Here is a 24,576-nt window from a genome sequence, read left to right on the forward strand (position 1 = left end):
CCGGTCAAAAAATGGCGCAAAACGCCAGTGTTTTTCCGGGGTGGTTAAGGCTCTCCGTCCCGACATTGCGGATATATTGGGAGATAGGAACGCTTCTCACGCCCGGCTACCCCGCGGCGGCGCTGCATCGACATAAATTCGGCCTCCGGTAAGGCTGATCGCGGCCCCGGCAAGCGTCTGTTTCAGTCTTGATTGCTTTTGGCCGTTCGCAATGGCGTTGTCCAGCACTGCCAGCAGCGCCTCGACCTTGCCGAGTTCCGCAGGTCCTTCGTGACCGGCCCGGTCAATCGCGCGCTTGAGCAGCCGAAGCCGGATTTCCTCGGGCAGACCGGCAAACGCCTGGGCATCGAACCCGAAGCGCGTGGCATCATCGCGATCTCTCACCGCGAGATAGCGCTCGGCGCCGTCGGCCAGCACTTCAATCGCGGCATTCGCCCGCGCCAGCCTTGATGCCAGCCGCGCCAGATTTCGGCTGTCACCGCCCTCCTCTGCCAAAGCCGGCATCAATGCACGCAGCCGCGGCCGCGTGAAACTCACGTCGCGATTGGTGGGATCATCGGCAAAGGCGATCTTTGCCTTGTCCAACGTCGCAACGAGCCGGGACTTCGGGATGTCCAGCAACGGCCGCGCCAGCCACACGCCCTCTCGCTCGCTCTCGCGCGCCATCGCCGCGAGACCGGCGATGCCGCTGCCGCGCAGCATCCGCATCAGCAGTGTCTCGGCCTGGTCGTCGCGGGTATGCGCGGTCAGGATGTGCGTCGCGCCGCTCGCCCGCGCAGCTTTCGCCAGCAGGCGATAGCGCGCCTCCCGCGCTGCGGCCGGCAAGCCGGTCTTCGGCTTGGCGCCGGTCCAGCGCAGCGTGCGATGGGGCAGATCGAGCGAGCGGGCGAGACGCTTGACCTCGCGCGCCTCGCGGGCGGCCTCCGGCCGCAAGCCATGATCGACAGTGACGGCGATCAACCGCGGCCCGCGCGACAGCGCACGGCGCCAGCGAGCGGCAAGCCACATCAGGGCAAGGGAATCGGGCCCGCCGGACACCGCCAGCACGAGCGCGGGCGCGGCCTTCCAGTGCGCGAACAGCTCTTTCGCTTGCTGTACCGAGATCGGCGCGTGGTCGTCATCAGGCATGGCATCGCCAGTCTATTCGAGACCGATGGCGGCCTCGACCGGCTTATGCTTTAGCACTTAACCCGCTTTTGCTCACGATCGACGGCGGCTTTGACGCCGGCAGATGCGCGCGGATATTTCCGCGTCACCTCGCCGAGAGCTGCGCAGGCGGCTTCCTTTTCCTTCAGCGCCGCCAGCGACTGCCCGAGCCGCAAGAGCGCGTCCGGCGCCTTGCCTGATTTGTCGAACTTGGTGGTCACGCCGAGGAACGCTTCGGCGGCGTCGCGATATTGCTGGCGCTGGAAATAGCTTTCGCCGAGCCAGTATTGCGCATCCCCAATCAGCGGATCGCTCGGATATTTCTGCGCAAAGTTCTTCATGGTCTCTTCGGCCAGCGCATAATCCTTGCGCTGCATGTAGCCGATGCCGAGATCGAACTCGTCCTTCGACGTGGCCGAGGGCGGCAACGGGGTCAGCGCGGCGCTGGCGCCGGGCCCCGGGCCGCGCGGCGGCGGTGCGGCTGCAGCGGGCGGCGGCAAGGCACCACCGGGATCGCGCGGACCGCCCAGATTAAGCGGCTCACCGGGTCCGCGTCCGCCGGGCGCGCCGACCGAAGCTTCATTCGAGATTGGCAATTGGCCGCCGCCGAGTGCACGCGGCGCACCGGGAGCGTTGGGATTCTGGCTGGGGTCGAACGCGTCGCCGCGGCGGCGGCCGCCGACCGCCGGGGCTGCCGGCTCCTGCACGATGGGCGCCGGCGAGGCGATCTGCGGTTGCCGGTCATAGCCGGGCTGGGCCTGCGGATAGCCCTGCGGCTGGCGAGCCCCCTGCTGCGGATAGGCTTGTTGGGGATAGCCCTGTTGCTGCGGCGGGCCGGGTTGAATTGGAGGCGGTGCGGCAGCCACGCTGGGCTGCGCCGCCGGAGGCTGGCCGCCCGGTGCCGGCGGCGCGGCGCCGAGCTGACGCAGCCGCTCTTCGAGCTGGCGGTTGCGGTACTGCAGTTCCTCGTTCTGGCCGGTCAGTTGCCGGAGCTGGTTTTCCAGCCGCTGGATCCGCATCTCCAGATCGGCGTCGTCGGACTGCGCCTGGACTTGCGGGGAGCCTTGCGGAGAACGCTCCCACGGGAACGTGATCTGTGCGGCCGAGGGCTGCACAGACAAAGCCAGCATCGCGGCAATCGCCGCGGCGCCGGCAGCATTGAGGAATCTGAGTGACATTTTGCCCTGACGACGAAAATCACGTGTCAAACGAAAGCAGAACACATTGAGAGAGGGAGTACGCCAGAATTGTGACTGGCGTTTCCGAATCGGTTCGCTGCAGCCCGGTATGGTTTAGTATCCCCTTCAAGACAAGCCGCCCGACGCGGCCGACCGTTCACAAATCGAGGGAGACCCGCCGATGCACGTGTCCGTGAACGGGGTGCGGCTGTTCTTTGATGTCGAGGGCGCGAAATTCGTCCCCGACGGCCCGGTGATGCGGGAAAAGCCGACCGTCCTCCTGCTCCATGGCGGCCCCGGCTTCGACCATTCGATTTACAAGCCTGCCTACTCCGCCTTGGCCGATATCGCCCAGATCGTCTATCTCGACCATCGCGGCAACGGCCGCAGCGAGGACGGTCCTCGAGAGGCCTGGAAGCTAGTGCAATGGGGCGACGACGTGCGCGGGTTCTGCGACGCGCTCGGCATCATCGACCCGATCGTGCTCGGCGCATCCTTCGGCGGGATGGTCGCGCTGGCCTATGCCACGCGTCATCCCGACCACCCGTCAAAGCTGGTGCTGATCAGCACCGAAGCCGCTGGAGACACCTATCTTGACCGGCGCGTGGCGCTATTCGAGCGCTTCGGCGGGCCCGAAGTGGGCGCGCTCGCGCGCAGCAGGTTCCTGGACGTCGACAGCCCGAGAGATCAAGCCGCGGTCGACGCTTGGCGAAAACTCGCCTTCCCCATCTATACGCGGACGCCGCGCGACCCGAACCTCGGAAGCCGTACGATCGTAAAGGCGGCGGTGGGGCTGCACTTTTCCGCAAAACCGGGCGGTGAGAGCCACACCTTCAACATGTTCCCCGACCTCCATCGCATTCAATGCCCGACCCTTGTGATGGGTGGCGAGGACGACCCGATGCATCCGATCGAAAGCCAGGCGGATATCGCGGCTGCCCTGCCGGCCCATCTGGTGCAGTTCGAACGGTTTGCGAACTGCGGCCATGCCGTGGTGCCGGATGCTCCTGAACGGGCGATGGCGGTGATCCGGGACTTCATCGCCCGCCCAAAATAAAACCGGCGCCCGAAGGCGCCGGTTCTGAATTTCTATTTCTGCGACGGCCGAATGCTTATGCGCCGGCGTTCAGCACCGTGACGGCGCGGCGGTTCTGCGACCAGCAGGAGATGTCGTTACAGACCGCCACCGGGCGCTCCTTGCCGTAGGAGATCGTGCGCATGCGGTTCGGGTCGATGCCGCGCGAGGCGAGATAGCTGCGCACCGATTGGGCGCGGCGTGCGCCGAGCGCGATGTTGTACTCGCGGGTGCCGCGCTCGTCGGCATGGCCTTCGATGGTGAAGGAGTAGCGGTTGTAGGTCTGCAGCCACTGCGCCTGCTTCTCCAGCGTGGCGATCGCCTGCGGGCTCAGATCGGTCTGGTCGCTCTCGAAGAAGACGCGGTCGCCGACATTAACCACGAAGTCCTGCTGGCTACCCGGGGTTGCCGCGCTGGCCATCGCGCCATCGGCGCCGACGTTGTTCTTGGCGCAGGCGCCCATCGACAGCGCCACAGCGACCACAGCCGCCAGCTTCCATCCCTGGAGGATACGCATCTGGTATTTCATTCCGGAGCCTCCAACGCTCACGTTTTTCGACTGTTGTCTGGTCTACAGGTCGATGGTTAAGCAAACATTCCGTCAACCTTGATGGAACCTTGCCAGACCCGATCAAATGCCGACAAACCGTGAAAAGCGACTGCGATAGTTAATGGTTTGTAAATGTGGCGCGAGGGTGAAGGCAAGTGCGCAGGGGCCGAAATCACCGGATTTGCGGCGTTTGGGCCACGGTGACCCAGGAATGACAAGCCGCGGAATTCGGATAGGTCCCTATGGGGCCGGATGGTCTGGTCCGTCGTTGTTCGGCCGGTTCAGGAAATCGGAACGATCGAGGCCTGCTCGAAAGATCTGACGACCCCGCGCGGCGTGGAATGGCGCTCACCGGCGCGCTGGAACAGCATCCGCCGCTCGACGGACGTCGAACGCATGATGGGAAAACGGGTCATGACCTTTTCCCGCACGGCCCGGTAATCGGACGCCATCAATGCCACCTTGGGCAAGAAGCCCGGAAACGAACGCGGTTCGGCAATGACCTCGGACATGAAGACCCGGCGATAGAACGCCTGGTGCTCGGCACGAACGAGCGCGAGCCCGGTATCGGCGTTGAAATGCTCGCATGCCATATAGGCCAGGCGCACCGTCAGGTAGGGAAGGTCAGGGAACCGCCTCGCTTTTTCGGGGAGCGCAGCAAGACGAAGCGGATCGATGAAAACTTCACCTTGATCGAGGCGCGGGTGAAGAACATCCCCGAACAAGTCGGCTGAACCGGAAATCCGACATTCTGACGTCACGACGTTGAGGCGGATAGAACTGCAGAGTTCTCCGTCAACATAGATTCCGAAAATCCAGGCGTTGAGCGCATCGTCGTAGTGATCGCTGACGCGCTGAGACTCTGACGGTGCGGTTACGCCGCCATGCAGATAGGCTTTGTACCGCATCAAATAGATGCAATCTTTTTCCTCGGGAGTTTCCATGAGTCGGTAATCGACTCGATCAGACAACCCTGACTCCGGCCCAAAGAGCGAAGTGCGCGGTTCGGCTCCGGCCTTCATCTGTACTCCTAACCTTCCACAACAACTTCCACGAGTGCGAAAGATTAACGGCTCCTTAACAAAATTGCAAAGGCTTAGACACGTTAGGGTTAACCTTGCAGCCCGCAAAAACCCGGAGTAGCCGTCGAGAGCACGAACATATTGGGACTGATTACGCTGACGCGATCGATCGCGAAGAAACAGCGATGAGCTGGTCGTCAGGCATGCGGCGACCGTGCGACGCATTGAGCAACTGCCGGACGCGGACGGCCGGGACCGGCGGGCTGAACAGGTAGCCCTGCGCTTCGGTTACCGCCCCGTCGGCGCTGATCAATTCGAGTTGCTCGTTGGTCTCGATGCCCTCGACCACGACCGACATTCCAAGATCGGCTGACAGCCGCGCCACGCCGCGCAGGAGCGTCAGCGGACGGTCGCTATCGATCCCTTCCAGGAAGGAGCGGTCGATCTTCACCTTCTGCAATGGGAAGTTGTGCAGATAGCTAAGGCTCGAATAGCCGGTGCCGAAGTCGTCGAGCGAGATCCGCACGCCGAGCGAATGCAATTGCGACAGCACGTCGTGGGTCAACTGCGTGTTACGCAGCAGCGAGGATTCGGTGATCTCGATTTCGAGCCGGTTCGCCGGCAGGCCAGAGACCTCGAGTGCATAGCGGACTTCGCTGAGCACGTCGCGCTGATGGAACTGCTGCGGCGAGAAGTTGACGGCAACGCTGACGGCTTCGGGCCATTTCATGCATTCCATGCAGGCCTTGCGCAAAATCCAGCGGCCGAGATCGACGATCAGGCCCATATCCTCGGCGATTGGAATGATATCGGTCGGCGAAACCGTGCCGCGGACTGGATGATTCCAGCGTATCAGCGCCTCGCAGGTCGATATCCGGCCCGACTTGAGGTTGACCAGTGGTTGGAAGAACAGCTCGAACTCCTCGTTGGCCAGCGCCTTGCGCAGATCCAGTTCGAGGATACGGCGGGACTCGACGATTTGCGCCATCTCCTCCCGGAAGAAGCAGAAGGTGCCGCGGCCGTCGGCCTTGGCGCGATAGAGCGCCATGTCGGCATTCTTGAGCAGTGTGTCGGCGCTGACGCCGCGCGAGGTCATGGCAATGCCGACGCTGGCGCCGATCTCGACCAGATGGTTGTCGATCTTGTAGCGCTCGCTCAGGCGATCGACGATGCGCCGCGCGAGACCGGCGGCGTCGTCGGGAGACTGGATGTTCTGCTGGAACACCACGAACTCGTCGCCACCGAAGCGCGCCACGAAATCCTCGGGCCGCAGCATCTCGCGCAGGCGAGCGGCCACCGCGCACAGCAACTGGTCGCCGCAGGGATGGCCGAGCGTGTCATTGACCTGCTTGAACTGGTCGAGGTCGACGAACAGCAGCGCCGACAACTGTTCGGCGCCCTGCTGGGCTGCCAGAAGATGTCCGATCTCGTCGCGGAAGTTGACCCGGTTGGGGAGTTCGGTGAGCTCATCGTAGCGGGCCAGATGGCTGATCTTGGCTTCGGAGTTGCGCCGCTCGGTAATGTCTTCCAGGAGCACCACCGCGCCGCCGCCGGCCATCGGCTGGAAGGTCCACGATAGCGAACGGTTTCTGGTGATGTCGGGGTCGGCGGTGATGACGTCCTTGGCCTGTGAATTCTCGATTTCGGCGAGGATCATTTGTCCACTCGCCGCCGAGATCGATCCGGCAATCACGCAGGCGGCGATGATGTCGGGCGCGCTCGCGCCCTGGTGCACGAGATCTTCGGACAGATCCATCATTTCGCAGAAGCGGTGATTCATCACGGCAAGCTGTCCGTCGCCGCGGAACATGCACAGACCGTGGGGCATGTTGTTCAAGGCGGTATCGAACTGTCCGGCGAGCGCCGCCTCGCGCTCGCGCGCCAGAAGCGCCCGCAAGAATATGCCGTGCAAATTGGCCGACATCTGCATGACAACGATAAGGAATGCCGCGGTGATAACCGACATCGCGACGTAATAGGGCGTGCCACGCAGCGCCAGCGCGATCACGGTTGGACCGAAGGCAAGTGCAGCCTGCAACTGGAATGTCCATTGCCGTCCATAGGCCCTGCCTGCGCCTCCCGATAAGACCCCCGTAATGACGGACAAACAGATCATATGGGCGACGGCATCGTCGCTGCTCAGCATGGTGACGGCGCCCCATATGCCGATTGCAGCGGCCTGGATAATCGCCCCGATCTGATATCGCTTTTTCCACCGCTCAGCTTCATCGGCCGTCAGGTTCGCTTTGCACGCTTGGTAGCGTTGCAAATCGAAAGCCCGGATCGCACCAGCCAACAGGAGAAGCCCGACGCACACCCAGATCAGATTTTCGCCGGTCTTCAGCGCGGTCAGGCTCGACGCCACGGCCAGGAAGAAGATGCCGACGTGCACCGGACCTTGAGTTTCGAACAGCGAATCGATCAGCGCCGCCGCAATCTTCGGCGATATCTGTCGCTGATCTGGCTCTCCGCTCTGATTTGCGAGCTGCATAGGGGGTGTACTGGCGTCCTGGTCGGATGCGTAGTTTTACCCTCTGGAGATGAAGTCTTTCTGAGGGAACATCGTTACCGAGACGTTGCCTTCGATGGACAAGCAACAAAATTGCCTGAAAAATCAGCAGGCTAGGCAATGCTTGCCGATCAATGACAGGCCGTCCGCGCGGCCCGGTTCCATTATGACAGGAGCGGAGACCACGCCGGGTCGGAGGCGAAACCGGGCGTTGGTACGCGCAATTCGTTGCGACCGGAGATATCGACCGTGTACAGCGACGGCCCGCCGCTGCCGCCGGGGTCGCGGAAGAACATGACGACCCGGCCATTCGGCGAAAAAGTCGGACCTTCGTTGTGGAAACCGGAGGTAAGAATGCGTTCGCCCGAGCCGTCGGTCTTCATGATGCCGATGGCGAACGCGCCGCCGCCCTGCTTGGTGAAGGCGATGTAGTCGCCGCGCGGCGACCACACCGGCGTCGAATAGCTGCCCTCGCCGAACGAAATGCGCTGCGCCCCACCGCCGGTGGCCGGCATCACGTAGATCTGTGGCTTGCCGCCACGGTCGGATTCGAAACAGATCCGGCTGCCGTCGGGCGAATAGGACGGCGAGGTGTCGATCGCCGGCGTGTCGGTCAGCCGCGTCGTCGATTTCGAGCGCAGGTCCATCACGAACAGGTTCGAGTTACCGCCCTGCTGCAGGCTCATGATGATGCGCTGGCCGTCCGGCGAGAACCGCGGCGAGAACGACATGCCGGGGAAATTGCCGACGATCTCGCGCTGCCCGGTCTCGACGTTGAACAGATAGACACGCGGATCGCCCTGGCCGAATTCCATGTAGGTGATCTCTTGCGTCGACGGCGAAAAGCGCGGCGTCAGCACCAAATCGGAGCCCCTGGTCAGATACCGGACATTGGCGCCGTCCTGATCCATCAGCGCCAGCCGCTTGACTCGGCGCTCTTTCGATCCGGTCTCGTCGACGAAGACGACGCGGCTGTCGAAATAGCCCTTTTCGCCGGTCATGCGTTCGTAGATCTGGTCGGAGATGATGTGCGCGATCCGCCGCCAGTATTCCGGCGAGGTGAAGTATTGCTGGCCGGTGAGCTGCTGGTTGGTGTTGATGTCCCAGAGGCGAAATTCCGCTTTCAGGCGGCCATCGCCCTGCCGCGTCATCCGGCCCGTCACCAGCGCCTGCGCGTTGATCTGCTTCCAGCTCTGGAATTGCGGCGCAGTGTCGATGTTGGTGATGCGCTCGATATGAGCAGCCTGATCGATCGGCGCGAACAGCCCGCTGCGCTTGAGATTGTTGGTGATGACCTGCGCCACGCCGACGCCAACCTCGGCATCGCCGGGCGTGCCCGCCACGAAATTCGGAATCGCGATCGGCAGCGGAACGAACTCACCTTCAGGGATGGGGATCCGCTTCGGCGCCTGTGCGAAGGCATTGCGACCGCCGGCGACCGCGCCAAGCGCAGCCATTCCGGTAATGATCTGCCGGCGGTTCAGGCGGAACGGCATTTTTGGCAATCCATCTTTGTCAGTCATCGCTTCGATCTTGCTCATGTGTGATCGCCAACGGGCGAGCGCAATCAGACTTTTTCTTTGAACACCGGCGCGAAGTATTTCCATTCCTCATAAAACGCCGCCGGCAGCTTGTACGGCTGGCATTCGATGATCGCGCGTAACGCGCTCTCCTGATAGACCCGCAGGAACGGCGTCGCCGGAACGCCTTCCGGAACCGGCGCGCCCTCAAGCGTGCCGTCGCGCTTCAGACGGATAGCAAACGCGACTTCAGGCTTCTGCGATTCTATCCCGCCATAGGGCTTCTTCCAGCAGCGCTCGACCTGCCGCTGGAACATCGAACCCCAGGTTGCGGAATTATCCGCAGCTGCGCCCTTGGCCGTGCCGAGGGCCGCATTGGAATTCAACGTGTCGCCGGTCGTGGCCTGACGCGACGGATCACGCTTGTCGAGCAGGGCCGCGATCTGGTTCTGATCGAAGTGCCGTTCCACGATTCTCTGCTTCTGCGGCTCCGGCGGCTTGGCGGCCTGCACCGGCTTGGGCGGCGGCTTCTTTTCTTCCTTCTTGAGGGTGTCGCCGATCGGATCGACCTTCGGTGGATCGGGCTTTTTCTCGACCTGCTTCGGCTCTTCCTTCGGCTTCTCGACGACCTTTGGCGGATCGGGTTTCTTCTCGACCGGCTTCTCCTCGACCTTCGGCTGCGGAGGCGCCGCGGTCTCGGTCACGACAGGCGCTTTCTCGGTGACCTTGCCGACGGCGTCATCGACCGGCTTGGCTTCGGCAACCTTCTCGACCAGCGGCTTCGGGTTTTCCTTCTTGCCGGTCTTCATGCCCGCCATCACCTTGGCAAGCTGGTCGGACGAAACGACATCGACAGCCACCGACTCTTCCGGCGGCATTTCGAGCGCTTTGGTCGAGAACGACAGCATCACCCACCCCAGCACGAGGACGTGCAGGGCAACCGACGCCATCACCGTCTTGTCGACCTTGATCTTCACCTGCGCTTTTCCGCTCCGCCGTCAATCACCGCGCGCCGCTGCATGGCTCAGGAGCCCTGCTCCGGCACGATGACGATATTCGCCTTGAACCCTGCCGTCCGAATATACCCCAATAATTTCATCATATCCGTGTAACAGACGTCCTTGTCCCCCCGCAGGTATACCACCCTCTCGGCCTCCGACCGGGTCTCCTTGATCGCCGTTATCTTCGGCAGGAGCTCATTGGCCGGAATCAGCGTGTCCCCGAGATAGAGCTCGACGTTGGAATTGCAGGCACCGCCGGTGCGCTTGACCGACAGCGTCAGCGGCGGCGCGTTGGCTTGCAGTTGCTTGCCGCCGCCGGCGACGGGCAGATCGATATCGATGGTCGAGGTCATCAACGGCGCCGCCACCATGAAGATGATGAGCAGCACCAGCATCACGTCGACCATCGGCGTGACGTTGATCTCCGCCATCACCGCGGCACGACGCCGGCCGCGACGGCCACCACCGCCTCCGGCCGAACCTGCCATGTTCATCGCCATGATCTTGATCTCACGATGCGCTCGTCATTGGCCGCCCTCACGCCCGCTCGTCGATCTGGCGGGACAGGATGGCTGAAAACTCGTCGGCAAAACCTTCCAGCCGCTGCGCCTGCCGGTTCACCTCGGACGTGAACTTATTGTAGAAAATCGTCGCCGGGATGGCGGCGATAAGACCGATAGCGGTCGCAAACAGCGCCTCCGCGATGCCGGGCGCAACGACCGCGAGCGAGGTGTTTTTCGAGGCCGCGATCGACTGGAAGCTCGACATGATGCCCCAGACGGTTCCGAACAGGCCGACGAACGGGCCGGCGGAGCCGACGGTTGCCAGCACCAGAAGCCGCCGCTCCAGCCGCTCGACCTCGCGGGCGATCGAGACGTTCATCACCTTCTCGATCCGCATCTGCAATCCGGCAAAGGAGCGCGACTGGCTCTCGAACGAGCGCTTCCACTCGCGCATGGCGGCGACGAAGCACGCCGCCATCGATTGCGTCGGTTTCGCCGAAAGCGCGCGATAGAGCTCCTCGATCGACTGTCCCGACCAGAACGCCTGTTCGAAGCGGTCCATCGCGCGCTTGGTGCGCGAATAGAGGAAAATCTTGTCGATCGCGATCGCCCAGACCCAGACCGAGCAGGCGAGCAGGCCCAGCATGACCGACTTCACGACCCAGTGGGCCTGCCAGAATAACGCGATCAGCGACACGTCGGCCGAGACGAGCGGCAGAGCTGACGGAGCCACGTCGGCGGGATTCATGAGTAGTATCCTCTCAACGCAAGTGTCCCTAATTCCTCCGGGAGCAAATGGCCGCCGGTTTCACAGCCGCGCGTCGGGCGCGGCGATTTGCGCCAGCGCGAGAGCCTGTTTCCTGTCGCATGGGGGGCCCGCCGAAAGCCGGGCATTGCTTCCCCTGCCAACATGTCAAAACGAGGGCTGCCAGCGCGTCATTCCGTCCCTAACCAGACGCTAAGCTTAGTTAACTTTCGGTTACCAATAGGGAATTCCACTGCCGGAAGTCCAGTGCGGCCGGGCGGTTACGGGGCTCTGGGGTCCGAGTTCCAGGCCCGGATAGGTCGTGCCGGCCGGTGGCTTCGCTCTTCGAGACGGCCGCTCCGCGGCTCCTTCAGGGCGAGAGAACAAGGAATTTGCCGTCGTCCTGCGAACGCAGGGACCCATACTCCGCGGCCGCTATGATTGGAAAGGACCAGATGACAAAGACCTCGCAAAACCAATTGCCGCCGGTGGTTATGGGTCCCTGCCTTCGCAGGGACGACGGAAGAGCTTTCGGACTCAATTTCAAAGAGGTGACATACCTTCACCTTCTCGCGACGCATTGGCGCCCGAGGTTTGCTCTTTACTTCCCGCCCTCTCATTTGGAGGGCGCAGGGAAGACCGGGTGCTTGCTGCACCCGCGGTCTCGTGTGCAAAGTGCGCCAAAGAACACGCACACGAGCATACAGGTACGGCGGAAGCATCCCGGCCTTCCCTGCGCAATGGCTTTACGGCTTACTTCGTGCTCTGCCGTGAGACGGGCGGAGTTATGCCGATGATTTGCCCGTCATGTTAAGCGGAATATTTTTGATTCTTTCTGATTCCTGGACTTGCACGATTTCTGAAAATCAGAAGTGATTTGCCTACGGCGCATTCGCGCCTTTGTCCACTCTTGCATGCACAGGCCAAGCATGGCTCAGCGGCCTCACGACGTCGTGCCTGCCTGGTTTCGAGCTCGCTTGGAACGCGACCTGCCGCCTAACGTTGTACCGCCCCAGCACTGGCTGGGTACCGAGGTCGCGCCATGAGCGCCCTCAATAGCGCTGAACAGCGAGTGGCGCGGCCCCTCGATCCAGAACGGAGGAGGCTACGCCATGGATGCATTGCGCATTTCCCGCCGGCAATCGATCGCCGGCCTATCCGTCGCAGGACTCGCAGGACTGCTTATTCCACCTGCCTATGCCCAGCAGAAGCGCGAGACCACGGGCGTTGGGATCGGCAAGAAGGGAGCAGCGATCGACGACGAGGACATTTTCACCTTCGCGCTGAACCTCGAATATATGGAAGCCGAGTTCTATCTGCGTGCAACGACCGGCAAGGGCATCAGCGATACCGATGCCGGTATGGATGCCGGCAGGGTGGTGGGCGGCCACGAGGCCCAATTCAAAGAGAAAGCGATCCGCGAGTTCATTGAAGAGACGGCGGAGAACGAACTGGCCCACGTTCGCTTCTATCGCAAGACGCTTGGTCGAAGCGCCATTTCAAGACCAGCGATCGACTTCGACGCCGGCTTCAAGGCTGCTGCTCAGGCAGCCGGATTGCCTGCCGATTTCGATCCCTTTGCCGATGACATGTCGGTCCTGCTCGGCGGCATGCTGTTCGAGGACGTCGGCGTGACTGCCTATACGGGCGCGGCTCCCCTGCTCAAGAAAAAGGAATTCGTGGAGGCTGCGGCGGGGATACTTGCTGTTGAGGCCTACCACATGGGAATGGCGCGCTCCCAGCTCTACATGATGGGCGAGAAGGCATGGGACGCCGCCAACGCAATCTCGGATGCACGGGATAAGATTGACGGGACACCCGAAAAAGAAGACGAGGGGATCAGGGTCGACGGCAAAGCCAACTTCGTGCCTTCGAACCCCGACGCGATCGCCTTCCATCGCACGCCGCAGGAGGTGCTGCGTATCGTCTATCTGACCGACAAGGCCGGCGTCAGCAAGGGCGGGTTCTATCCCAATGGAATGAACGGAGAGCTCAGGAGCACCTGACGGTTCGCAGGTTGGCAAAGCAACGGGTCGCAACTACGGAAAACCAGGCGTCAGCACCTGCCGTTCGTCATGGCCGGGCAAGCAAGCCCAGCCATGACCGGCAAACGAGATTAGTCGAAACGCGCGTTCGTCGTTTTTCCGTCCGGCCCGGTGAGCTGAACCGCGCCCTTGACGGTTTGCTGAAGTGGCGAACCGGCCTTTCCTGCAAGCGCGCCCGACTCGCCCGGCCGTAGTTCGATCCTTTCCGCCCTGCCGCCAACCTGAAAGATGGCGACGCCTTTGAAGCCGGCGGCATTCATCGGCTTTTCGTCGGCGTCGCTGATGAAGATTTCAATACTATCGCCCTTGGTCACGAGTTCGGCGTGATAAGGTTTTGCTTCAGCAAGGCGCCCGCCATGCGGCCCCTTCGATGAGTGAGCCGCGGCTGGCGAGGCCATCAAGGCAATCAGAAGCGCAAAACGAACGACAACGCTTGTGTGTCTCATGTGAATTCTTCCTTTTCCGCGTTGCGTCAGTAGGAGTGAGCCGGAGCGGTTCGTTTGCCCGTGTCGTCGGCCTGCCGCTGCAACAAACGCGCAAGCGGCTTTTTCCCGAACCACAGGAACAGCACCGGCGTCACGACGGTATCGAGCAGTGTCGCGCTGACGAGGCCCCCGAAGATCGTCACCGCAACGGGATGGAGAATCTCCTTGCCCGATTCATCGGCGCCGATCAGGAGCGGCACCAGCGCCACCCCCGCCGACAGCGCCGTCATCAGGACCGGTGTCATCCGTTCGAGGCTTCCCCGGACGACCAGCTCCTTCCCGAACGCCATGCCGTCGTGCAGCGCCAGATTGATATAGTGGCTGATCTTGAGGATGCCGTTGCGCGCGGCGATGCCGGTGAGCGTGACAAAGCCGACCAGGCTCGCAACCGAGAGCGGCTGATCCGTGATGGCCAACGCGGCAACCGATCCGATCAAGGCGAGCGGAATGCCGCCCATGATGATCAGCGCCAGCACCGCGGACCGATAGCGGCTGTACAGGATCGAGAAGATCAGAGAGAGCGAGATGAGCGCTAGAATGCCGATGGTCCGGCTCGCTTCTTCCTGCGCCTGGAAGGTTCCTTCGAGGCTTGCGGTCACGCCCGATGGCAGTTTCGCCGCTTGCAGCTCGCCGCGAATTCCCTCGACCAGCTTGGCCATGTCGGCCTTGGCGTCGGAATTTGCGAGGATGACGATGCGCCGCCGTCCGTTTTCCCGCAAAATCTGATTGGGTCCGTCGGTCTCCGTGATATCGGCGATCTGCCGCGCCGGTATCCATCCGGTCGGCGTCTTGATCAGGAGATCGCCGAGCTTTTCCGTGGTTCGCAGACGGTCCGGCAGGCGCATGACAACGTCGAAGCGGCGATAGCCGTCGACGACGCGCGATATCACGCGGCCGCTTGACAGCCGCGACAATTGCTCGACAACCGCGCCCGGCTGAACCCCGTAAAGCGCGGCGCGGGTATAGTTGACGCGGATTTCAAGCTGCGGAATTCGCACCTGCTTTTCGACCTGGAGGTCCTTGATACCGGGCAGACCGGCGATCCGGCTCCGGATTTCCTCGGCGGTACCGCGCAGGGTGTCGAGATCCTCGCCGAACAGTTTCAAGGCGATCTCTGCCCGGACACCGGAGAGCAGGTGATCGAGCCGGTGCGAGATCGGCTGTCCGACGTTGGCGGATAGCGGCAGGACAGCGAGGCGCGAACGTATGTCGGCAACGATGTCCGCCTTCGCACGATCCGAATGCTTCAACGCGACCTCAAGGTCGGAGGAATGCACGCCTTCCGCATGCTCGTCCAGCTCAGCGCGGCCAGTCCTCCGGCCCACGCTGATCACCTCCGGGACGTCCAGCAGCAGCCGTTCGGCGATTGCGCCGACGCGGTTGGATTCTGCCAGCGAAACGCCGGGATTGAAGGCGAGGTTGATGGTGAACGTGCCTTCGTTGAATGCCGGCAGAAAGGCGCGCTTGAGCTGGAACGCGCCCCATCCCGCCGCCACCACCGCGATCAAGGTCAGCGCCAGCAGAAGCTTCCCGCGGACGAAGGCCGCATCAAGTGCGGCGCGGTTGATGCGCTTGAGCTGTCGCACCAGCCAGCCTTCGCCCTCCGCCATGCGTTTGGCACCCGGCAGCAGGTAATAGGCCATGACCGGCGTGAGCGTGATCGACACCACAAGGCTTGCGAGAATGGAAATGATGTAGGCTTGGCCGAGCGGGGCGAACAGCCGCCCTTCGACGCCGGAGAGCGCGAACAACGGCACGAACACCAGCACGATGATCGTCGTCGCATAAACGATGCCGGAACGGACTTCGCTGGAGGCGGCAACGACGACGTCGAACACGCTCCGCGAATTGCCCTGCTCCCTGTTTTCCCGCAGCCGCCGAAAGATATTTTCGACATCGACCACCGCGTCGTCGACAAGCTCGCCGATGGCAATCGCAAGTCCGCCGAGCGTCATCGTATTGATCGACAGACCAAGAAGCTTGAAAACGATCGCCGTGGTCAGGATCGATACGGGGATGGCCGTGAGCGAGATGGCCGTGGTGCGCCAATTGAGAAGGAATGCGAACAGGATCACCGAAACGACGATGGCCGCCTCAATCAGAACCCGGCCGACATTACCGAGCGAATTCTCGATGAAGTCCGCCTGGCGAAAGACGACCTCGTCGGCCTTGATGCCGAACGGAAGCGACGGCGCGAGTTCGGAAAGCGCCTGCTCGATCTGACCCGTCAACCGCACGGTATCGATGCCGGGTTGCTTTTCGACCGAGACAATGACGGCGGGCTTGCTCATATACCCGGCATCGCCGCGCTTTATCTTGGGCGCGAAGTCGACATCCGCGACCTGACGCATGTAGACCGGCCTGCCGTCGATGGTGGCCACGACGATGCTTCGCAGATCCTCCAGGCTTGTCGTCCGTCCGATATTCCGGATCAGGTACTCGCGGGTGTTCTGGTCGGTGAAGCCGCCGCCGGTATTGGTTCCGAACTGGGCGAGCGCAAGCTCAAGCTGTTCATAGCTCACCGAAAGCGCTCGCAACGCCGAAGGCTGCGGCGCAATCCGGTATTGCCTGACTTCCCCGCCGATCGGGATCACCTGTGCGACGCCGGGGATGGCGAGCAGGCGCGGACGGATCGTGAAGTCGGCGACCTCGCGCACTTCCATGGGCGATGCCGTATTCGAGGTCACGGCCACGAGAAGGATCTGCCCCATGATCGAGCTGATCGGGGCGATCTGCGAGGTGACATTGAGGGGAAGCTGACTTTGAACCCGTGCCAGACGCTCGGCCACGAGCTGCCGGTTGCGGTAGATATCCGTTCCCCAGTCGAACTCGACGTAGACGATCGAAAGCCCGATTCCCGAAACCGAACGAACGCGGCTGACGCCGGGAACGCCGTTCATCTGGGTTTCGATCGGAAATGTGATGAGCTGCTCGACCTCGGGCGGCGCATAGCCTTCGGACTCCGTCATGATCGTGACCGTCGGGCGGTTAAGATCAGGAAATACGTCCACGGGGAGTTGTCGGGCGGTGTGGGCGCCGAGAACCACGAGCAGGCCGGCCAAGGCGAGCACGAAAAGCCGGTTGCGGAGCGAGGCGCTGACGAGAAGCGAAAACATCAAGACGCCTCCCTTCAGCGTACGTGTTCAAGGAGCTCGGCTCCTTGCGAGACGATTCGCTTGCCGGCGGCAACGCCCGACATGATCAGCACGTTCTCGCCGTCGAGCGGCTCCGCGCGCACGCTCCTCGGCGCGAACCGCTCGGGCCCGACATGCTCATAGACGAAGTCCTGGCCGTTCGAGCCGCGGACAAGGCTGGTACGCGGGACCGCGATTCCTTCTTTCTCTTCCCGCGTCGGGACAAGAACGGTCAGGAACTGCCCCGCCCTCAAGCCGGCGGTATCGCCGACGATGGAAAAATGCACCGGTACCGACTGGCTGCGGTCGGCAAAGCCGGCGCCGCGATATTCAAGGTCGAGGCTCCGGCCCGAATAGGTCGTGGCGCGCGCGCTCGTTGCGCCTTCGATGGTCTCAAAGCTCAATGCTTCGACCCACAGGCGCGACGGATCGACGATGTTGAAGACGATCGAACTCGGCTGCACGATCTGTCCGGCGACCGCAGTGCCTTCCGCGATCACGCCGGCCACCGGAGCGACGAGCGCTTCGGGTTCGCGACGGGCCTTCTCGATCGAGGCGCGGCGGTCGCGCAACCCTTCGAGTTCAAGGCGGGCCTCTTCGAGCTGTGTTCGGGACACGGCACCGCCCGCCGCGAGCTGCTCGTAGCGCGCCACGCGCCGCTCGACGATCGAGATTTGCTGATCCAGTTCACCCTGCCGCTGGCGCATGTCGGACAGATCGATGGCTTGCAAAGGCGGCGTGACGTAGCCCAGAATATCCCCCTGCTTCACGCGGGTGCCAAGCCGGGGAAAGCCGCCCGTCGACGCCGACAGCCGACCACCGACGGAAGACTGCACGTAACCGCTGGCGGCGGGGTCCGGAATGATACGACCGGGAAGCTCGGCGACCTTGGGATGACGCGCCTTCTCCGTCACCAGCGAGCGCAGGGCAAAGATGCGCTGGACGGACTTCGGAACGAACACCGTGCCATCCGAAAGACGTTGGGCACGTTCCTCCGAATTTGCCCTGATCGCGACCTGCCCCTTTTCCTCCTCGTGACCGTGGCCTTCATGCGCCCGGCCTTGCTGCACGCTGCCGGCGAGTGCCATGCAAGCCAGGGCGACAATGGCCGCGCGGCGGCGGCGCAGGGCAACCGCCGCGACAAGAAGACCCGCAACAAATCCGCCACCGACATGCAGAGCCGTGCGCAGGTCGGCTGACGATCCGGCCTGCGCAACCCGCGATGCAGATGTCTGCGGTGGCGTTTCGATGCTTACCGGCAGGATGTCGGTCAGGTCCCTGGCCGAGATCGAAACGACAAGATCGGTTCGGCCGCCCTTGGCGAGCCAGGGCGCCGCCAGCCGATAGGCGCCATCCGGCTGCTCGCTCGGCGTGGCAGGCCCGGCAGGCGTCTCAACGACCAGGCTGGCGCCGGTGACCGGCTCATTGGTCGCGAAACGGTCCACATAGATATCGATGGCGTCGCCGCGAGCGACCGCAACCAGCTCAAATTCTGCGGAGGCGGCTTCGCCGCGCGGCGCCGCACTGACGCTCGCCGGCGGCTCATCGGCGTGGTCATGGCCTTCATGGGCCGGTGCAGCCGTTGGCGTGGCGCAGGTCGCAACAACGGCAAAGGCGATGGCGCGCGAGATGCGCCGAAACTTTCGAAACATGGCAGTCGTCCTCACTCGAGATTCGTGCCGCGAGAAGCGCCACACGCGGGCGCGCTCACGCGGATTCAGCACTCAGAGGGACGTTCTGGGAGGACGCTCGAAAGATTCCGGGGTGCGGCGTACCCCCGCCTGCGACGGCGGAAAACCTAAGCGCGAGATTTTCTGCAGATAAGGAATGAACAGCGATGCACTGGGAAGTCCCGAAGGGCAACACGAGCCGAAGGCCGAGGAGCAGCACCCGCCCATGCAGGGTCTTTCCGGGGACGCTTGATCTCCATCCTGGTCCAGCTTCGCCTCCGCCGCGGCGGAGAGAGTGGCCTGGTGATGGGTGCTTGCCGTCGCAATGGATGCAACACTCGCGTGATGCGCGGCATGATGTTGATGACCAGAATGGGCCTTGGCTGCAGACGGAACGAACGAAAGCACGGCCAAGACGACCGCCATTCCGAGCATTCGCTGCATCATTCCAAGGAACATCATTTGCCGATTATAGGACGAACGCCGCCGCAGTTACAGCGTTTCAAGGTTGCCGTCCATGCAAAACAAACCGCCCACCTGCTTCTCGCAGATGGGCGGTTGTATCCGCCGTCAGGCGTCATGGGGGCATCACGCCCGCGGCTGAATGCGCATTTCGAGCTCAGCCCTGCTGCGGCTGGTCGTTCGGCGGGGTCGGGCGCTGCTTGTGCTGCGCCATGAAGGCGTCGAACTCTTCCTTGTCCTTGGCGTGGCGCAGACGCTCGAGGAAATTCTTGAATTCGACTTGCTCTTCCTCGAGCCGGCGCAGGGTTTCCATGCGGTACTCGTCGAAGGCGCGGTTGCCGCTGGACGGCGGGCCGAAGCCGAAGCCGCCAAAGCCGCGGCGCTCCATGCGGTCGCGCATCCGGTCCATCTTGTACTGCATCCGCTCCATCTTGTTCTGCCAGCGGTCTCCGTGGCTCCAGCAACCCATTTTTCTGCTCCCTAGTGTGAAAAAGAGAAGGGCAAGCCCGATCGGCCACCAGATGATGAAGCCGAGGATAGTCACCACGATCCAGCCGGGGTGCCAGGGGCTCTCAAGCATATGCGGTCGATAGGTCTGTTCCGTCGGACCGCGCCATCGATTGACATCTGCGGTGTAGGCCATTTCCCTCTCCATGACGGCGATCACGCCGTTGTGAATGTAAATAACATTTACATACCTAAACCATCCCGCGTTTTTGTCAAGCGCGCGGCTGGACGCACCTTCGAAAAATTATTTGCGGGTTCCCCAAGGGCCTGAGGGCGCGCCACCTTCCGGCGGCACCGGCGGCGGGCCGGACGGTTTCTGGTCTGACGGCCGGCGGTCGGTCGGGAAGCCGAGGCCGCGCAGATAAATCAGCACTTCCGCTTCCAACAGTTCTTCCGGCGACATCGGCAATTTGCGGCGCGCGGCGTCGCCGCGGCCGAACAGCGAGGCTATGCCGTGCGACATCGACCAGATATGCAGCGCCATCATCATCGCCGGCGGCCGCGGCGTTCCGGGCGGCGTCATCGCCGCCAGCCGCTCGGCGGCAGCGCGGATAATGGCGAATGCGCGCTCGCTCGCAGCCATCAATGTCGGGTTGGAATCGACTGGAATCCCGGATTCGAACATCGCCGAATAGAACGCCGGCTCGTTGCGCGCGAAGGCGAGATAGGCCTTGCCGACCCGCTCGAACGCCGTGACCGTGTCGGGGCGGCCGTCGTCCCAGGCCTGCGTCAGCAGCGCCTCAAACTGCTCGAAGCCGCGCTGCGCGATCGAGGACAGCAATTCGTCGCGGTCGCGAAAATGGCGGTAGGGCGCGGCCGGACTGACGCCGGCCATGCGTGCGGCGTCCGCAAAGGTGAAGCCGGCCGGGCCCTTTTGCGTAATCAGGTCGAGCGCCGCCTGCAGCAATGCCTCTTTCAGATTGCCGTGATGGTAGCCACGCTCGCCGCGGCGGTCCTTTTGCCAGCTCATGTTAAAGGCTTTTACATGAGGTGGCCGTAAAGGTCACTTAATTTGAGGCCGTTAACTGGTGTTCATCAAGATTAACGGCGTACGGGCGGCGCAAATTCCGACGATTCCAGCCGCCCCGGTCTAACCGCCCGGGATCGGAAGGACCGGCATGATCTCCACGCGCTCGCCGGGAAAGATCGTAAAGTGCGGGTGGTTCTCGAACATCTTTGCGGCGTCCTCATGCGAGCCGGCGCGCACCACCGTGAAGGCGCCCATCTCGTTGGCGACGTCGGCAATACCGTTTGAATCGACCTTCTTGGTCTTGCCGAGCGGGCCGCCCATGGCGACGAGCGCCGCCTGGTGCTTTTCGACCCAGGCCTTCCATGCCGCTATTCCCTGCTGCTCCCTGGCGCGCCGCTCAGCCTCCGGCAGCGCATTCCAGGCCGCCATTTTCGCACTGGTCTTGCTGCCGAGGAAGACGGCGAGGAACGTATCGTTGGTGCTCATGAGGTTTCTCCTCCCTTGCGGTTGACGGATTGCGATAGGCCTGTCGACTTGACGGCGCGCGGAGCCCAGTTACTCCAGGTTCACCGCGCCTTGTGCGCATTTCCCTTCTGCAGCTCCTCGAAGCCTTTGGCGGCCTGCTGCACTTCCTCCGAGAAATCACCGATTTCCTGCACCTGGCGGATTTCGATGATCTCGTTTTCGGACGCCGGGCACTTCTTCGCCCACTCGATCGCCTCCTCGCGCGACTTCACGTTGATCATCCAGTAGCCGCCGAGCACTTCCTTGGCCTCCGTGAACGGGCCGTCGGTAACGACGGGCTTGCCGGTGGCGAAGGAGACCCGCGCACCCATCGAGGGCGGATGCAACCCGTCGAGCGCGATCAGCACGCCGGCCTCCTTCAGCGCCTCGTTGTATTTCATCATCGCCTTGACCCGTTCAGGGTCGAGCTGAACGTCCGGCGGCGCGGTCTCATAGCCCAAGGGGATCATCAGCATCATGAATCGCATGGTGGGTGTCCTTGTTCGGGTGTGGTCATTCCGGGATGGTCCGAAGGACCAGACCTCAGATGTGCAATTGCAGATCGGGGAATCCTTGGATTCTCAGGTGCGCAATGGCGCACCATAGTTCGATGGTTCGCATCGCCCGGAATGACGGGAGAATTATTTCTTCGCAGTCTGCGCCCGCAGCCGCTCTTCCTGCTCGCGAAGTTCAGGCGTGAGGGCTTCGCCGAAATCCTCGGTCGAAAACACCTGGCGGATCTCGACCTCGTCTCCATCGCCGAACGGCGCGCGCTTCATCCAGCCGATCGCTTCATCGAGCGATTTGGCGTTGATCAGCCAGAAGCCGGCGACGAGATCACCCGAGTGCGGGAACGGACCGCGGCTGGCACTGCCCTGCCCGCCTGCATACCTGATCCGCGCACCATTCGAGGTCGGATGCAGGCCCTCGCCCGCTTCCATCATGCCCGCCTGGACCAACTCCTCGTTGAATTTGCCCATCGCCGCCAGTTGTTCCGTAGTCGGCATCACGCCTGCTTCCGAATCCTTGTTTGCCTTCACAATCACCATGAATCGCATCGTCATTCTCCGTATTGATCTTCTTGGGCCAGCCACTTGCCGCGTCGGCCTTCGTCAACAAGACGAGCGGGCCTTTTACGCCGCCGACATGTCCTGCAAAATTATTTCGGAAGTAATTTGACCAGCCGGCCGGTCAATCGTCGATCGCCTGATAGGCCGAGGTCCAGAAGTCGGTCATTACCCGCGGCGGCTGCGGCGATTCCAGCATTCGCTGGGTCAGGACGATCCCGGTGAGGCCTTCGCTGGGGTCGGAATACCAGGACGTGCCGTAGCCGCCGTACCAGCCGAAACGGCCGGGCGTATGAGCGAGATCGTCACGCCGGGTGAAGACCGAGACGCCAAAACCCCAGCCGCTGTTGTCGCCGAAAAAGAGTTCGGAACCCTGCTTTTGCTCGGAGGTGAGTTGATCGCTCGTCATCAGTTCAACCGACGGACGCGACAGAATGCGTTCGCTGCCGAGCCGGCCACCATTCAGCAGCATCTGGGCAAACGCGTTGAAATCGTCGGCAGTCGACACCAATCCGGCGGCGCCATTCTCGAACACCGGCGGGCTTGCATATTTGCCGGTGGCAGGATCATCGAACACTTTCAATTCGCCGCTCGCTTGATCGCGCGCATAGGCGGTCGTGAGCCGGGCGCGCTTTTCCTCGGGCACGTGGAAGCCGGTGTCTTTCATGCCGAGCGGCGCGAAGATGCGATCGCCCAGGAAATTTGCAAGGCTCATGCCCGCGACGCGCGCGATCAGCACGGAGAGGATTTCGCTGCCGCTGTTGTAGAGCCAGCGCTCGCCGGGCTGATAGATCAGCGGCAGCGTGCCGTAGCGGCGCATCAATTCGTCCGGTGGAAACGAGGGAAACACCGGCCCAGGCGCAAAGCCCGCTTCCGCAATCGCCTTCTGGATCGGATAGCGATCGGGAAATATCGGGATCATGCCAAGGCCGAGCCGGAAGGTCAGGAGATCGCGCAGCGTGATGGCGCGCTTCGCCGGCATCGTATCGTCGATGGCTGCGTCGATCGCACGCAGCACCTTGCGGTCGGCCAATTCCGGCAGAAAGGCATCGACCGGGTCATCGAGCCGCAATTTGCATTCCTCGACCAGGATCATCGCGGCCGCCGCCGTCACCGGCTTTGTCATGGAAGCGATGCGAAAGATGCTGTCGCGCTGCATCGGCGTGCCGCCGATCGCCATGCTTCCCATGGCATCGACATGAATTTCGCCGCGGCGGCTGACCAGCGCCACCAGGCCGGGAACACCGCCGTGCTCGACATGCCCCGAGAGGACCTCATGCAAACGGCCGAGCCGCGATCTCGACAGTCCACCGGCATTTGAATTTGTCGGCATGGCTTATGCTCCTCTCGGAATTGCAACCGGCCTCTCCGCCACGACGATCCGGCCTGCTTCTTGCCGACATGGCAGATGACGCGCCGCGTGATTTCTATGACTGCTGCCTGACGAACTTGCCATCCTGGTAGGCCGCGCCGAAATAGACATCGATGCGCTTTACCTTGTCGCCGTCGAACACGAAGAATTCGGTATTGCGGAAGCTCTTTCCGCCCTTGGCCGTGCAGCGGTAGGTCACAAAGGCTTGATCGCCGTCGACGAGAATCCGCTCCAGCTCGTGCCGTTCGATCCAGTCGCTGTTCTGCCAGCAGCGCGCGAAATAGGTCGCCTTATCGACGTTGTCATCGAACGGACTGGTGAAGCGGAAATCCTCGCTGAAGGCATTCTCGACGAATTGGCGATCGTTGGACAGATAAGCTGCGAAGATCTTGCGGATCGTCTCCGCCTTGTTTGCTTCGGCCATTCAGCGCTCCTTTAGGGCTCTTTGGGCACCATCTGGAAATACGGCTCGGCCTCCTTCAACACACGCGCGACGGAGGGGCGCACTTTCAGCCGTTCGAGATAGGCGCTGAGGTTTTTCTGCGCTTCGCCGAACGGCACCGCCATGTTGCCGTAGAACAATGACGGCACTGCCGCGCAATCGGCGAGGCTGAAATCCTGGCCCATCGCCCAGCCGCCGTTCTCCATCTGCTGCTCGATCATGGCATAGGAAATGTGCAACTGCGCCCGCGCCTCCTCGACGCCGTACGGGTCCCGCTTGCCCTCGGGCCGCAGCCGGTCCGTCACGATCTTCTGCATCGGCAGATGCACATAGAGATCGTAGAAGCGGTCGCGCAGCCGGGTCTGCAAGGCGCGGACGGGATCGTCGGGAATAAGCCGGGCGCGGCCGCGATAGTATGAATCGAGATATTCGACGATGATGCTGGATTCCGGCACGGTCTGATCCCGTGCATCGTCGCGCAGCACCGGGAACTTGCCGATCCCCCACAGCTTCAGCAGCGCGGCGCGCTCGGCCGGATTGCCGAGATCGACGAGATTCGGCCGGAACGGAATGTCGTTCTCGTAGAGCGCGATCAGCGCCTTCCAGCAGAACGAGGCCAGCGGGTGGAAGTGCAGCGTCAGCGACATGGAAAACTCCGGTTTGCCGTTT

The 24,576-nt window shown here is 62.6% G+C and carries 23 protein-coding genes; 3 read left to right on the forward strand and 20 right to left on the reverse strand.

What is annotated here, in order from left to right; genetic code table 11:
* Positions 1-96: 96 nt before the first annotated feature.
* Positions 97-1,128, reverse strand: coding sequence for a tRNA lysidine(34) synthetase TilS (gene tilS / locus V1273_RS30435; protein WP_334380160.1), 1,032 nt, complete (start codon positions 1,126-1,128; stop codon positions 97-99).
* Between the two features lie 50 nt (positions 1,129-1,178).
* The gene (gene ybgF / locus V1273_RS30440) at positions 1,179-2,324 is read right to left on the reverse strand and encodes a tol-pal system protein YbgF (protein ID WP_334380159.1); all 1,146 of its coding nucleotides are present in this window, start codon (positions 2,322-2,324) and stop codon (positions 1,179-1,181) included.
* A 181-nt stretch (positions 2,325-2,505) separates the two neighbouring features.
* Between ybgF and V1273_RS30445 the strand changes: the two genes are divergently transcribed.
* Positions 2,506-3,381 carry an alpha/beta fold hydrolase gene (locus tag V1273_RS30445; protein WP_334411796.1) on the forward strand — a complete coding sequence of 292 codons (876 nt, stop codon included), beginning with the start codon at positions 2,506-2,508 and terminating at the stop codon, positions 3,379-3,381.
* Between the two features lie 55 nt (positions 3,382-3,436).
* On the opposite strand, the gene pal is transcribed toward V1273_RS30445, so the two are convergent.
* From pal to V1273_RS30460, 3 genes are all read right to left on the reverse strand, one after another.
* Positions 3,437-3,928, reverse strand: a complete 492-nt coding sequence (gene pal, locus V1273_RS30450; RefSeq protein ID WP_057838504.1) for a peptidoglycan-associated lipoprotein Pal — start codon at positions 3,926-3,928, stop codon at positions 3,437-3,439.
* Between the two features lie 302 nt (positions 3,929-4,230).
* Positions 4,231-4,971: an N-acyl amino acid synthase FeeM domain-containing protein gene (locus V1273_RS30455; protein WP_334411797.1), complete on the reverse strand. Its 741-nt coding sequence runs from the start codon at positions 4,969-4,971 to the stop codon at positions 4,231-4,233.
* A gap of 151 nt (positions 4,972-5,122) precedes the next feature.
* Entirely contained in the window at positions 5,123-7,009 is a 1,887-nt protein-coding gene (locus V1273_RS30460; RefSeq protein ID WP_334411798.1) for a putative bifunctional diguanylate cyclase/phosphodiesterase, read from the reverse strand.
* Positions 7,010-7,087: 78 nt separating this feature from the next.
* Here V1273_RS30460 and V1273_RS30465 point away from each other — a divergent pair, with 78 nt between their 5' ends.
* A complete protein-coding gene (locus tag V1273_RS30465) occupies positions 7,088-7,597 on the forward strand; it encodes a hypothetical protein (protein WP_334411799.1) in 510 nt (169 codons plus the stop codon).
* Between the two features lie 47 nt (positions 7,598-7,644).
* Here the strand turns inward: V1273_RS30465 and tolB are convergent, their stop codons facing one another.
* From tolB to tolQ, 4 genes are all read right to left on the reverse strand, one after another.
* Positions 7,645-8,976: a Tol-Pal system beta propeller repeat protein TolB gene (tolB, locus tag V1273_RS30470; protein ID WP_334369033.1), complete on the reverse strand. Its 1,332-nt coding sequence runs from the start codon at positions 8,974-8,976 to the stop codon at positions 7,645-7,647.
* A 71-nt stretch (positions 8,977-9,047) separates the two neighbouring features.
* Positions 9,048-9,971 (reverse strand): cell envelope integrity protein TolA, encoded by a 924-nt coding sequence (locus V1273_RS30475; RefSeq protein WP_334369034.1) that lies wholly within the window; start codon positions 9,969-9,971, stop codon positions 9,048-9,050.
* A gap of 53 nt (positions 9,972-10,024) precedes the next feature.
* Positions 10,025-10,501, reverse strand: coding sequence for a biopolymer transporter ExbD (locus tag V1273_RS30480; RefSeq protein ID WP_065743115.1), 477 nt, complete (start codon positions 10,499-10,501; stop codon positions 10,025-10,027).
* Between the two features lie 37 nt (positions 10,502-10,538).
* A complete protein-coding gene (gene tolQ / locus V1273_RS30485; RefSeq protein WP_028351338.1) occupies positions 10,539-11,252 on the reverse strand; it encodes a protein TolQ in 714 nt (237 codons plus the stop codon).
* Between the two features lie 1,109 nt (positions 11,253-12,361).
* Between tolQ and V1273_RS30490 the strand changes: the two genes are divergently transcribed.
* On the forward strand, positions 12,362-13,255 hold the full coding sequence (locus V1273_RS30490; protein WP_334365073.1) for a ferritin-like domain-containing protein: 894 nt from the start codon (positions 12,362-12,364) through the stop codon (positions 13,253-13,255).
* 110 nt (positions 13,256-13,365) lie between these two features.
* On the opposite strand, the gene V1273_RS30495 is transcribed toward V1273_RS30490, so the two are convergent.
* The 11 genes from V1273_RS30495 to V1273_RS30545 all read right to left on the reverse strand — a co-directional run bounded on the left by V1273_RS30495 (position 13,366) and on the right by V1273_RS30545 (position 24,554).
* The gene (locus tag V1273_RS30495; protein WP_334365074.1) at positions 13,366-13,740 is read right to left on the reverse strand and encodes a hypothetical protein; all 375 of its coding nucleotides are present in this window, start codon (positions 13,738-13,740) and stop codon (positions 13,366-13,368) included.
* A gap of 26 nt (positions 13,741-13,766) precedes the next feature.
* Positions 13,767-16,895 (reverse strand): efflux RND transporter permease subunit, encoded by a 3,129-nt coding sequence (locus V1273_RS30500; RefSeq protein ID WP_334411800.1) that lies wholly within the window; start codon positions 16,893-16,895, stop codon positions 13,767-13,769.
* Between the two features lie 14 nt (positions 16,896-16,909).
* On the reverse strand, positions 16,910-18,565 hold the full coding sequence (locus tag V1273_RS30505) for an efflux RND transporter periplasmic adaptor subunit (protein ID WP_334365077.1): 1,656 nt from the start codon (positions 18,563-18,565) through the stop codon (positions 16,910-16,912).
* A 637-nt stretch (positions 18,566-19,202) separates the two neighbouring features.
* Positions 19,203-19,688 (reverse strand): DUF2852 domain-containing protein, encoded by a 486-nt coding sequence (locus V1273_RS30510; RefSeq protein ID WP_334365078.1) that lies wholly within the window; start codon positions 19,686-19,688, stop codon positions 19,203-19,205.
* A gap of 108 nt (positions 19,689-19,796) precedes the next feature.
* Entirely contained in the window at positions 19,797-20,522 is a 726-nt protein-coding gene (locus V1273_RS30515; RefSeq protein WP_334365079.1) for a TetR/AcrR family transcriptional regulator, read from the reverse strand.
* A gap of 120 nt (positions 20,523-20,642) precedes the next feature.
* Entirely contained in the window at positions 20,643-21,008 is a 366-nt protein-coding gene (locus V1273_RS30520; RefSeq protein WP_334380151.1) for a hypothetical protein, read from the reverse strand.
* Between the two features lie 80 nt (positions 21,009-21,088).
* On the reverse strand, positions 21,089-21,514 hold the full coding sequence (locus V1273_RS30525; RefSeq protein WP_334365081.1) for a YciI family protein: 426 nt from the start codon (positions 21,512-21,514) through the stop codon (positions 21,089-21,091).
* A 153-nt stretch (positions 21,515-21,667) separates the two neighbouring features.
* Positions 21,668-22,084 carry a YciI family protein gene (locus V1273_RS30530; RefSeq protein WP_334365082.1) on the reverse strand — a complete coding sequence of 139 codons (417 nt, stop codon included), beginning with the start codon at positions 22,082-22,084 and terminating at the stop codon, positions 21,668-21,670.
* A 133-nt stretch (positions 22,085-22,217) separates the two neighbouring features.
* Entirely contained in the window at positions 22,218-23,426 is a 1,209-nt protein-coding gene (locus V1273_RS30535) for a serine hydrolase domain-containing protein (RefSeq protein ID WP_334380150.1), read from the reverse strand.
* Positions 23,427-23,520: 94 nt separating this feature from the next.
* Entirely contained in the window at positions 23,521-23,889 is a 369-nt protein-coding gene (locus V1273_RS30540) for a nuclear transport factor 2 family protein (protein ID WP_334380149.1), read from the reverse strand.
* Between the two features lie 11 nt (positions 23,890-23,900).
* The gene (locus V1273_RS30545; RefSeq protein WP_334365085.1) at positions 23,901-24,554 is read right to left on the reverse strand and encodes a glutathione S-transferase family protein; all 654 of its coding nucleotides are present in this window, start codon (positions 24,552-24,554) and stop codon (positions 23,901-23,903) included.
* Between the last annotated feature and the right edge of the window lie 22 nt (positions 24,555-24,576).

Origin of the sequence: Bradyrhizobium sp. AZCC 1721 (assembly GCF_036924715.1) — a bacterium.
Classification (GTDB): domain Bacteria; phylum Pseudomonadota; class Alphaproteobacteria; order Rhizobiales; family Xanthobacteraceae; genus Bradyrhizobium.